This is a genomic window from Planctobacterium marinum, assembly GCF_036322805.1.
In the GTDB taxonomy this organism is placed as follows: Bacteria; Pseudomonadota; Gammaproteobacteria; order Enterobacterales; family Alteromonadaceae; genus Planctobacterium; species Planctobacterium marinum_A.
Window position 1 is genome coordinate 3881806 of the sequence record NZ_AP027272.1, and the last position, 11523, is coordinate 3893328.

An 11523-nucleotide genomic window follows, 5' to 3' on the forward strand; every position below is an offset into this window, starting at 1 on the left:
ATGTGTTTCGAGCGCCCCCTACAGAATGAGGAAGTTGTACCATGACCAATAGCCAAGGTAATTCCAAAGCCAATTACATCACATCAGGCCAGTTAAGTATTCATCCTGCCCTTTGGGATTTCATTAATAAGGAAGCACTGCCAGCGGTTAAGCTTGATCAAAACCAGTTCTGGCAAGACTTTGAGGCACTGCTAGGTGAATTGCAGCCGATTAATCAAGCCTTATTAGAAAAGCGTGATGCACTGCAACTACAAATTGATAGCTGGCACAATCAGCATCCGGAAATGGACTTTGCAACTTACAAACAATTTCTGCAAGAGATTGGTTATCTGGTAAATCCACCCGAAGACTTTCAAGTCAGCACACAAAACGTTGACCCCGAGATTGCCACCATGGCCGGTCCGCAACTGGTTGTGCCCATTAACAATGCCCGCTATGCGCTTAATGCGGCCAATGCCCGCTGGGGTAGTTTGTACGATGCATTATATGGCACTGATGTGTTGCCCGGAGAGGCAGACAAATCTCTTGCCTACGATCCTGCTCGCGGCAAGCAAGTTGTTGAATGGGTTAAAAACTGGTTAGACGAGATATTTCCATTGCAAGCGGGTAGCCATAAAGATGTGACAGGTTATCTGGTCTCGGAAGGCGAACTCGTGATGCAAATGCAGGACGGTTCCACTCAAAAACTCAAAGAAACAGAGCAATTTTGTGGCTATCGCGGAGACGCACAAGCTCCAACCTGCATTTTGCTTCAAAACAACGGCTTACACGCAGAAATAGCAATTGACGCCAGTCATATTGTGGGCGAAGGCGACCTGGCAAACGTTAAAGACGTTGTTCTGGAGGCAGCCTTAACCACTATTATGGACTGTGAGGATTCCGTGGCCGCGGTAGATGGGGAAGATAAAACCCTTGTTTATCAAAACTGGGCAGGACTTATCCGCGGTGACTTGAGCTTGGAAATGCGCAAAGGCGATAAAGTGCTGGTACGCTCTCTCAATAAAGACAGAAACTACACCAGTAAAAGCGGGGACAATCTAACACTACCCGGCAGAAGTTTAATGTTTGTGCGTAATGTGGGTCACCTGATGACCAACAACGCCATCTATCTCGAAAATGAGGAAGTGTTTGAAGGCCTAATGGACGCCGTTGTGACCTGCCTGATAGCCAAACAAGACGTGCAACAATCCGGCAAATACCGCAATAGCAAAACCGGCAGTATCTATATCGTAAAACCCAAGATGCATGGACCAGAAGAAGTTGCCTTTAGCAATGACCTGTTTAGTAAAGTAGAGTCAATGCTAGGATTGGCGCCCGACACCATTAAAATCGGCATTATGGATGAAGAGCGTCGCACTAGTGTTAACCTGAAAGCCTGTATCGCAGCCGCTAAATCACGGGTAGCCTTTATCAACACCGGGTTTTTAGACCGCACTGGCGATGAAATTCATACCTCCATGCAATGTGGTCCATTCGCCCGCAAAGCTGAACTGAAAACCATGCCATGGATTCAGGCCTATGAAAAATCCAATGTTGCAGCAGGGCTTTCTTGCGGTCTGGCAGGCAAAGCGCAAATTGGTAAGGGCATGTGGCCGGAGCCAGATAATATGGCCAAGATGATGAGCGCCAAAACCGGCCATGTGAAATCCGGAGCCAATACCGCTTGGGTGCCCTCACCTACTGCCGCCACGCTGCACGCCTTGCACTACCATCAAATTTCGGTGAGTTCGATGCAGCAGGCGTTAAGCAAAGAAACCTTTGACGGACTGGATGATATTCTCACCATTCCGGTAAAACCAGACGTTGCCAACCTGTCACCGGAGGAAATCGCAGACGAACTGGATAACAATGTTCAAGGTATTTTGGGCTATGTGGTTCGCTGGGTTCACCAAGGTGTTGGTTGCTCCAAAGTACCAGACATCAATGATGTTGGCCTGATGGAAGACAGAGCAACATTGCGTATCTCCAGTCAGCACATTGCCAATTGGTTGGAGCACGGCATTGTCAGCGAAGCACAAGTTCGCGCCAGTATGGAGAAAATGGCCAAACTGGTAGATCAGCAAAACGCCGGTGATCCTGAGTACATCGCCATGTGTCCTGAACCAGACAGCGCCATCGCCTATCAGGCAGCAGCAGAGCTGATATTCGAAGGAAAACGACAACCCAGTGGTTATACCGAACCAGTGCTACATCGCAAGCGCCTGGAGATGAAGGCAACTCAACGCTAAGACCTGTTATTTGATATTGGTATAAACCCTAAAAGCACCGCCAGGCCGGTGCTTTTAGTTTTTTGAAGGTGAAAACATTCACTCAAAAGAAATTAAAAATACCGAACATTCACAACATGAATAACTATATTTTTACCTGCAAAGACACTTAAAGCCTTATTTATAGGGCTTGAAATTTCACAACAAATCAAAAGCTTCAGATTTACATCAATTCAGACATTCACAGTATTAATACTCTAAATGCACTTTATCTATTAGATGAATTTAAAATAGTCACATAAAGTAGACATCAAGAGATTCGAAAATCGATTGAAAGTTTTCACCATCGGTTTCACAGGATCAACAACAAACAACAAGTACCCCTACCAGCATACGCTGTGAGTAAAACGAGGAAGTAAATATGTCTGTCTACAATAACGATATCGAATTGGTTCAAGCAGTGATTGCGGCTCGAGGACAATCATGGAATGCCATTGATGCCGAGTCAGTGGCTAGAATGCGCGCTCAAAACAAATTTAAAACCGGCCTGGACATCGCGAAGTATACTGCAGACATTATGCGTGCAGATATGGATGCCTACGATGCTGACAGCTCCAAGTACACTCAATCATTGGGTTGCTGGCATGGTTTTATCGGTCAGCAAAAAATGATCTCGATCAAGAAACACTTCGGTGGCAGCACTGAACGTCGCTACCTTTACCTTTCGGGATGGATGGTCGCTGCATTGCGCTCTGACTTCGGCCCACTGCCAGACCAATCAATGCACGAGAAAACGTCGGTACCTGCACTGATTGAAGAGCTCTACACCTTCCTGCGTCAAGCGGATGCTAGAGAGCTAGGCGGCTTGTTCCGCGAATTGGACGCGGCAAGAGAAGCTGGTGATCAAGCAAAACAAGCTGAGATTCAGGATAAAATCGATAATCACCAAACTCACGTTGTGCCCATCATTGCAGATATTGATGCCGGTTTTGGTAACGAAGAAGCAACTTATTTGCTAGCTAAGAAAATGATTGAAGCGGGTGCTTGCTGTCTGCAGATAGAAAACCAGGTAGCAGACGAAAAACAATGTGGTCACCAGGACGGTAAGGTTACTGTTCCCCATGCGGATTTCCACGCCAAACTACGCGCACTGCGTTACGCCTTCCTGGAACTAGGTGTAGACAATGGCGTTATCGTTGCACGTACCGACTCATTAGGTGCCGGACTGACCAAAGAAATCGCCGTAGTGAAAGAGCCCGGTGATGCAGGCGACATATACAATTCCTTCCTGGATGTTGAAGAGATCGCAGTTGAAGATATGAATCAAGGTGACGTGGTATTTAACAAAAACGGCAAACTGGTTCGTCCTAAGCGCTTACCTTCTGGCTTGTATCAATTCCGCAAGGGTACAGGTGAAGATCGCTGTGTATTCGATTGTATCGGTGCATTAAATGCTGGTGCTGACCTGTTGTGGATTGAAACCGAGAAGCCGCATGTAGGCCAAATCGGCGGTATGGTAAATCGCGTCAGAGAAGTGATCCCTAACGCTAAGTTGGTATACAACAATTCGCCTTCTTTCAACTGGACCTTAAACTTCCGTCAGCAGGTATTTGATGCCTGGTCAGAAGAAGGTAAAGATGTATCGGCTTATATCCGTGCGGATCTGATGAATGCCGAATACGACGATACTGAATTGGCTACGGAAGCAGATAACCGCATTCGTACCTTCCAGGCTGATGCGGCAAGAGATGCAGGTATATTCCACCACTTGATCACACTACCTACTTACCACACTGCCGCGTTATCTACCGACAACCTGGCAAAAGAATACTTCGGTGAGCAAGGTATGTTAGGTTATGTAGCGGGTGTACAACGCAAGGAAATCCGCCAGGGTATTGCCTGTGTTAAACACCAAAACATGGCGGGCTCTGATATGGGTGATGATCATAAAGAATACTTTGCCGGTGAGAATGCCTTAAAAGCCTCGGGTAAAGACAACACCATGAACCAGTTTAGCTAATACAGAGCTTAACAATGTACAAACGGCAGGATGCAACTCCTGCCGTTTTTTGTTTTAAACACTATTACGTACACGAATCGCAAAATCTGCCCCTGTTCCCCACATTGTCAATAGACTTTACAAACCGCCAATTTCCCCTATTTTTAATAGCTTTAGTATTGTATTGCGCTGGCGAAAAAACGTGTTAGGATGCAGCACTTTTTGTCCCATAGCTCTGAACAATTTGAGGATTTTATTATGTCAAAAGTGTTAATCATCGGTGCCGGCGGTGTCAGTACCGTTACAGTAAAAAAATGTGCAAGGTTACCGGAACATTTTGATGAAATTTATCTGGCCAGTCGAACTCTGAGCAAATGTGAAGCGCTGCAAAAAGAATGTGGTGAAGATCGCGTTAAAGCCGTATTTGCCGTCGACGCCGATGACAAAGATCAAGTGGCGGCGCTGATCAATCAAGTACAGCCTGATTTGGTGGTAAACCTTGCCTTACCATACCAGGATCTCCCCATCATGGATGCCTGTCTGGAAACCAAAACAGACTACCTGGATACTGCTAACTACGAGCCTAAAGATGAGGCCAAATTCGAATACTCTTGGCAGTGGGCATATCAGGATCGCTTTAAAGAAGCCGGAATCATGGCGTTGCTGGGCAGTGGTTTCGATCCGGGCGTTACCAATGTTTATACCGCTTACGCAGCGAAACACTACTTTGACGAAATCCACTACCTGGACATCGTAGATTGCAATGGCGGTGACCACGGTCAGGCCTTTGCCACCAATTTCAATCCGGAAATCAACATTCGCGAAATCACTCAGCGCGGTCGTTTTTGGGAAAATGGTGAGTGGAAAGAAACCGATCCGCTTAGCGTACGTGAAGATCTGCATTACCAAAACATTGGTGAGCGCGCCTCATACCTGATGTTCCACGAAGAGCTGGAGTCGCTGGTTAAACACTTCCCGACGCTAAAACGCGCTCGTTTCTGGATGACGTTTGGCGACGCCTACCTGAATCACTTACGCGTATTGGAAGGCATCGGCATGACCTCAATTGAACCAGTAGAGTTCCAAGGACAGCAAATTGTTCCGCTGGAGTTCCTGAAAGCCGTATTACCTAACCCAGGCTCACTCGCTGAAGGCTACACCGGCATGACTTGTATTGGCACATACATTTCAGGTATCAAAGATGGCAAAGAGAAAACCATCTTTATCTATAACAACTGTGATCATGCAGTGTGTAATGAAGAAGTAGGCGCACAAGCGGTATCTTACACGACAGGTGTTCCAGCAATGATTGGTGCAGCATTAATGTTAAATGGCACCTGGAAGCAAGCCGGGGTTTGGAACATGGAACAATTTGACCCAGATCCGTTTATGGAGATGCTTAACAAACACGGTCTGCCATGGCATGTCATGGAATGTGACTCTTCTCCATTCGCTAAGTAATTAAGCAAGCGGGCTTACTCAGCCCGCTTTGGCTTAGCCACTGTTAGTTTTAACGAGAATAAATTGATGACTGATCCGCTACTATCACCTGACATTCCCTCCCCCAGTTATGTGTGTGAAGAAGCCAAATTGAAACGCAACCTGGAATTGATGCAGCGGGTTCAAGCTGCGTCTGGCTGCAAAATCATTCTGGCTCTAAAAGGTTTCAGCATGTGGTCCACTTTTGATTTGGTTGGTGAGTACTTACATGGCTGTACAGCAAGTTCTGTCTGGGAAGCTAAACTAGCAAAAGAAGAAATGGGGAAAGAAGTACACGCCTATGCACCGGCTTACAAACCGGAAGACATCGCAGAGCTCAAACAGCTGGTTAATCACATCTCGTTTAACAGTTTGAACCAGTGGCAGCGCTATAAAGCCGATTTTAACGGCACAGAGATATCACCCGGCATTCGCGTTAATCCTGAGCATCAGGAAGCGGACACGGAATTATACGATCCCAGTGCACCTGGCTCTCGTCTGGGCATTCGCGCCATCGATCTCGAAGGCCAGGATTTAAGTGGTATTGAAGGATTCCACATTCACAACCTGTGTGAGTGTGACTCCTTTGCTACCGAACGCACCATAAAAGCGGTAGAAGAAAAGTTCGGCAAGTGGCTACATGGCCTTAAATGGATTAACCTCGGTGGCGGTCACTTAATGACCAAACAAGGTTATGACGTTGAGCATTTGATTTCGGTATTGAAAACTTTCCGGGAAAAATACGATGTCGAACTGATTTTAGAGCCCGGCTCTGCCGTCGCCTGGCAAACGGGCCCTTTGATCTGTGAAGTGGTTGATATCGTGGAGAATCAAGGGCAAATCGCATTGCTGGACATCTCAGCCACAGCACACATGCCGGATGTCTTGGAAATGCCCTATCGTCCGGCAGTCAGAAATGCTGGTGACCCCGGTGAGAAAGCTTTCACCTATAAACTAGGCGGAAATTCCTGCCTGGCAGGTGATGTGATTGGCAGCTATAGCTTTGATCAGCCACTTGAGCCCGGCAGCCGGCTGATATTTGAAGATATGATCCATTACACAATGGTAAAAACCACCTTCTTCAATGGTGTTCAACATCCACACATTGGCATTTTAAAAGAAGACGGTGATTTCAAGTGCGTAAAATCCTTTTCTTATGAAGAGTTTCGAGCCCGTCTTTCCTGATTTTGGTGCAGAGTACGAGCTCTGCACTGCGCTTTTTACCAAATAACGGTGAACATTTTACCTGATTAAGGGTGACAATCTTCCCCATGGGTTAATCACAGGAAAACAACTTGTTAAAGTTGTGTATATTGCACTTCCCTGGTGCTGGAAAGCCTTTGTTTTGTGCTTTTTTTGCTCCGTTTTCTTCCTGCTCAATACTTATTTCCAATGAAATCATTTAGTTACCAATCTGGCCCAAGACTGGCATCAGCAGAATTGTGGACAGGACTCTGCAATAACTAAAACAATCAAGGCTGTCTCTGAACATTCGTTTATCACATCAATCACGATGCAAAGGAGAAGGATATGTCACGCTTAACCAAGTTTTTATCAATGTTGCTCTGCACCGCGTTGTTCAGTACCTCAGTCAATGCGAACGGGATAACACTACCCTTTCAAGACAGTGTAGAAGACAGCCATGCCAGCATACTCATTGCCAAAGCATTAGCAGCTCAAAACCTGCATGCAGCAATAACGCATCACCCGCAATCACTTTCAGGTGAAAGATTAAAAAACGCCTTTGATGATGGCGAAATAGACATTCTATGGCAATCAGGTAAAACCGTTTCAGGAACTAAACATCACCTGCTTAACATTCCTGTTTTCAGAGGCTTGATGAACTCTTACCGTATTGTCGCCCGCAAGGGAGACGCAATACCAAACCTCGGCAAACTGCGGAACCTTGAAATCGGTATGTTTAGGGATGACGGCATAGTGAACCCATTGCAACAGAATGATTACAAGGTGATCAGAGTCAAGCACGGCAGTAATCTGACAGCAATGCTTCAGGGAGAGCGATTTGATGTGGCTTTTATGCCGGTCGCTCGTCTTGATGGAGAAAACTATCTCACTACATCGGATTTTATTGTGAATGTCGAAAACCCGTGGTTTTTTATCGTACACGAAAGTCGTCCCGATATCGCGCGAGCACTGCGCAAAGGCCTCGTCTCCATGCTGGAGAATGGGTCTTTAGATGAGCTATTAAAGAATACTCCCTGGATGCTGAGCCTGCACAATGAGCTGAAAGAAAATCAAACAGAAGTCGTCACATTACCTTATGTGGCACAACCGGGTTTTGAAATTGCTCAAGAGTTTATGTTAGTGGATAGTACGTCCAGCTTATTAACCGCTTCTTTTTAAGGCCTGGTACCAGAACAAACAACAAGGCCGGCATATGCCGGCCTTGTTAATGCCCAAGTGTTTTAAAACATATAGGTTTGTGCTTTGGTTAACAGATCGTTCGGAGAAATCTTCTCCTGCACACACTGTTTCACGTCTTTGAGGTTAAACACGTAAATTTTGTCAATATCCTTATCAGAGCGTCGGTTGTCATCTCTGACGAAATCCTTCAAGATAAAATTGACTTTTTCAGTGTCGGGTAACGATTTCAAACCACTACCATAATCGCAAAGGGTGTCAGCAATTGTCGCTTCAAAATCCGCCAGGAAGCGATTGGTCATTTGATTTTTCGCTTCTTCAAGTTTAGCCTGGCGCTTTTCTTCCTCTTCAGCAAGTTGTTTAGCTTTTTTTGCGTATTCGGCTTTCTTGGCTTCCAGTTTTTCTAATTCAGCCTTAACTTCTTTGACTCCCTTTTCCAGCTCTTTTTTACGCTCTTTTTCAGCATGTCTCATCTCGAATTCCATGTCGCGCACTCGTCGCTCGTATTCCCTTGCTTCCCAATTGAGATCGCGCTCCCGCTCCTGCAACTCGCGACGTCTCTCACGCTGCTCCCGCATGACTTCTCGAGTGCGTTCTTGCACTTCTTCAATGTAATCCTCCATGTCCTCATCAACTTCAAAGGAAAATACAAAGTTTTCAGAATCACTGGTCAAATCAGGTACTGTCGGAGCAGGGGGGGCTGGCGGGAAGTCAAATGCTTCTACCATGCCTTCAATACTCTGCACCATGGTGCCTAAATCGAAACTAAAATGCATATTGCGAGACGATGAGGTATACACATCAAACAACAGACCTTGCCCGGCGAGGTAACCCGATTCTATCTTGCGAAAACGAATACCTTCCTTGCGAGTATTTTGCTTTAAGGACGTAGTCAGGATGTTTTGCATTATCTGCGCATCTTTATATACGGCTTTCAGGTTTTCTTCTGCCTGAGTACCGAAAGACAGGCTGGCAATAATGCTGATCACTAAAAATGACTTGTTCATGTTCTGATACTCCACTAGTTTTCAGAATTGGGTTGTTCGTTAAGTTCAGATAACCAATCGGGTCGACGACTGTTCGCGTTTATATCGGTTTTGAGTCGATTTATCTGGCGCGCATAAAACACCTGATCATCTTCCCTCTGCTCGTTAACATGTTTGATTAACTCAGCAAAATCTTCGCGTCGTTCAGTACGACTGGTGGCTAATACATAATTGGCCAATTGGGTATTCATTTGCATTTGATTGTTCTGCAACAACTCCGCTTGTTCTTCAAATTTGCTATTTTGAAGTGCGGCATATTCGGCAATTCGCTCATTTACTAATTGCTCAATCTGTTTTTGCTGAGCTGCGCCGGAGAAACTAATGGTCATACTGCCATCATGCACCGTGAACTCTAATTTCAGCGTCACTAATAAAATTGCAGCAATAGAGGTGGCAAAAGACAAAGCCGGCAAACCTTTCCACTGCCACCAGGGTGAAGCCTGTGCATGACTAAACCCGGTACTTCGATCCCAGTCCGGTACTTCTGCTGCCTCATAGTGCTCAGACATTTGTTGCAAGCGGCCATGAACAGACACTTTGTCGGCAAAGTCCTCATCATCGATGCAGTATTGCTCAAACAATTGTTGCTCATGGTCTGTCAGTTCTGACTCTGTCCATTTCATGAATAGCGCTTGTTTGGCTTTATTCAAATCAGACATATTCCACCTCTAATAACGACTTCAGTTTATCAAGGGCACTGTAAAGTCGAGACTTTACAGTGTTACTGGAAACATTAAGCTGCTCAGCAATTTCCTCGAACGTAAACTGACCAAAGAATTTCAATTCCACCACGGCTTTTTGTGCCAGTGGCAACTGTGCCATTGCCTCGATTAGTTGCTGATTGTCTCGATTACCCATCAAAACCTCATCAGGGGCTGCCGCTTCGCACACCATTTCCGGACTATCATCCAGTGCTTGAGTGGGCTTTTTGCGACGATAGAACTCGACACAGCGGTAACTGGCAATGCGAAATAACCATGCTTTAAAACTGCCTTCACCTCGATAAGATGACAAGTTTCGAAATACCGATGTGAATATCTCCTGCATTAAATCCAGAGCATCCTCTCTATTGCTGGTCATGCGAATTCCGTAGTTATAGATGGATTTTTCATAACGCTTAACCAGCTTCATCCAGGCGCCTTTATTTCCTTGCAAAGCCTTTTGGATTAATTGTTCATCCGTTTTTTCAAACACGCTTGTTTGTCCCGTGTGATAGCCATTGCAAATTACTGTTTGTGGCTATCATGTGTTGCTCTTGGTTATTAAAGTCGAAGGCCCAAAGCAAAAAGTTGTATATCGCACAAAAAAAATTTCATAAGCGATAAAAACCTATTTAAATAAAGATTGTTAACTGAGCTTTGGCACTGGCATTAACGGTGCGATCACTTCCGCGAATTTGCGAAATAGCTGCATACGAGTTGTACCGTTGCGCCACACCAGGCCAATTTCCCGAAAGGCTTTGTCTTCCGGCTCCAGGGCCACCAATGGCGAATCAGCCAGAATGTTTTCAGCCAGCGCCATACCCGGCAAAAAGGTGACTCCCATGCGACATGCAGCTAACTTCACCAAGGTGTGAATACTGCTAGCCGCTAGTGCACTCACTTGCTCAGCATGTTTCAGCCCACATGCACTCACCGCATGGCCCGTCATACAGTGCTCTGATTGCAATAAAAACACGCTATTTTTGGGTAAGGAGGATATTTCCAGCGGTTTAGGGAGCTGGGATAAGAAATCTTCGTGCCCCACCAGATGGAACGGGTCGTGTCCAACAATGAGCTGCTTGCAACCCGGCGTTTCAATGGGCAGCGCCAACACCAATAAATCCAGTACACCATCGTTGAGTTGTTTTAATAAATTGTCGGTCGTGTCTTCTTGCAGTTGCATATTGAGCGCTGGTAAGGCCTTGCCAATTGCATTAATCAAGCCTTCAAAGATAAATGGCGCAATAGTCGGAATTACCCCGACCTTCAAGTTTCCGGCCTGCCAATCACCGGCCGATGTGGCGTAATCAACCATTTCTCCCGCCTGCTGTAACAAGGCTTTACTGCGCTCAACTATCTCAAGGCCAAAAGAGGTAAAAATAAAGGTTTTGTGATCGCGTTCCAGCAACTGTCCACTTAGCTGTTCTTCGAGATTCTGAATTGCGGTACTCAATGTGGATTGGCTGACGTGACAGCGCTGAGCCGCACGATTGAAGTGTTGCTCCTGGTGCAAAGTAACCAGATAGTGTAAATGTTTCAAGTTAGGCCATTTCATAATAAGTCCTGTAAGGGCGACATCTGATAATTATTTCCGTCACCATTAAATAATTCAATTAAAAACAAACATTTTAATTCAAAATATCATTAGTGGAACAAACGTCACGCAATAAAAAAGGGCACACTGTGCCCTTTTTTTAGCTTACTTTTAC

9 protein-coding genes are annotated in these 11523 nt (G+C 45.6%); 5 read left to right on the plus strand and 4 right to left on the minus strand.

Annotated features, from left to right (window positions below):
- Nucleotides 1-41 precede the first annotated feature (41 nt).
- The 5 genes from AABA75_RS17220 (at nucleotide 42) to AABA75_RS17240 (ending at nucleotide 8049) form a co-directional block, all read left to right on the plus strand.
- A complete protein-coding gene (locus AABA75_RS17220) occupies nucleotides 42-2228 on the plus strand; it encodes a malate synthase G (RefSeq protein ID WP_338293981.1) in 2187 nt (728 codons plus the stop codon).
- Between the two features lie 400 nt (nucleotides 2229-2628).
- The gene (locus tag AABA75_RS17225; protein WP_338293982.1) at nucleotides 2629-4227 is read left to right on the plus strand and encodes an isocitrate lyase; all 1599 of its coding nucleotides are present in this window, start codon (nucleotides 2629-2631) and stop codon (nucleotides 4225-4227) included.
- A 189-nt stretch (nucleotides 4228-4416) separates the two neighbouring features.
- Nucleotides 4417-5667, plus strand: a complete 1251-nt coding sequence (locus AABA75_RS17230; protein WP_338293983.1) for a saccharopine dehydrogenase family protein — start codon at nucleotides 4417-4419, stop codon at nucleotides 5665-5667.
- 66 nt (nucleotides 5668-5733) lie between these two features.
- Nucleotides 5734-6870: a carboxynorspermidine decarboxylase gene (gene nspC / locus AABA75_RS17235; RefSeq protein WP_338293984.1), complete on the plus strand. Its 1137-nt coding sequence runs from the start codon at nucleotides 5734-5736 to the stop codon at nucleotides 6868-6870.
- 345 nt (nucleotides 6871-7215) lie between these two features.
- The gene (locus tag AABA75_RS17240) at nucleotides 7216-8049 is read left to right on the plus strand and encodes a hypothetical protein (protein WP_338293985.1); all 834 of its coding nucleotides are present in this window, start codon (nucleotides 7216-7218) and stop codon (nucleotides 8047-8049) included.
- A 62-nt stretch (nucleotides 8050-8111) separates the two neighbouring features.
- Here the strand turns inward: AABA75_RS17240 and AABA75_RS17245 are convergent, their stop codons facing one another.
- The 4 genes from AABA75_RS17245 to AABA75_RS17260 all read right to left on the minus strand — a co-directional run bounded on the left by AABA75_RS17245 (nucleotide 8112) and on the right by AABA75_RS17260 (nucleotide 11369).
- On the minus strand, nucleotides 8112-9074 hold the full coding sequence (locus AABA75_RS17245; protein ID WP_338293986.1) for a hypothetical protein: 963 nt from the start codon (nucleotides 9072-9074) through the stop codon (nucleotides 8112-8114).
- Between the two features lie 14 nt (nucleotides 9075-9088).
- Nucleotides 9089-9772: a hypothetical protein gene (locus AABA75_RS17250; RefSeq protein ID WP_338293987.1), complete on the minus strand. Its 684-nt coding sequence runs from the start codon at nucleotides 9770-9772 to the stop codon at nucleotides 9089-9091.
- On the minus strand, nucleotides 9765-10307 hold the full coding sequence (locus AABA75_RS17255) for an RNA polymerase sigma factor (protein ID WP_338293988.1): 543 nt from the start codon (nucleotides 10305-10307) through the stop codon (nucleotides 9765-9767). Before AABA75_RS17255 ends, AABA75_RS17250 begins: the two co-directional genes overlap by 8 nt.
- 153 nt (nucleotides 10308-10460) lie before the next feature.
- Complete coding sequence (locus AABA75_RS17260; RefSeq protein WP_338293989.1) at nucleotides 10461-11369, minus strand: hydrogen peroxide-inducible genes activator; 909 nt, start codon at nucleotides 11367-11369, stop codon at nucleotides 10461-10463.
- Nucleotides 11370-11523: the final 154 nt, after the last annotated feature.

Coding starts and splice junctions, on each gene's coding strand:
- AABA75_RS17220 (WP_338293981.1), top strand. CDS start 42: ATGACCAATAGCCAAGGTAATTCCAAAGCCAATTACATCACATCAGGC.
- AABA75_RS17225 (WP_338293982.1), top strand. CDS start 2,629: ATGTCTGTCTACAATAACGATATCGAATTGGTTCAAGCAGTGATTGCG.
- AABA75_RS17230 (WP_338293983.1), top strand. CDS start 4,417: ATGCAGCACTTTTTGTCCCATAGCTCTGAACAATTTGAGGATTTTATT.
- nspC (WP_338293984.1), top strand. CDS start 5,734: ATGACTGATCCGCTACTATCACCTGACATTCCCTCCCCCAGTTATGTG.
- AABA75_RS17240 (WP_338293985.1), top strand. CDS start 7,216: ATGTCACGCTTAACCAAGTTTTTATCAATGTTGCTCTGCACCGCGTTG.
- AABA75_RS17245 (WP_338293986.1), bottom strand. CDS start 9,074: ATGAACAAGTCATTTTTAGTGATCAGCATTATTGCCAGCCTGTCTTTC.
- AABA75_RS17250 (WP_338293987.1), bottom strand. CDS start 9,772: ATGTCTGATTTGAATAAAGCCAAACAAGCGCTATTCATGAAATGGACA.
- AABA75_RS17260 (WP_338293989.1), bottom strand. CDS start 11,369: ATGAAATGGCCTAACTTGAAACATTTACACTATCTGGTTACTTTGCAC.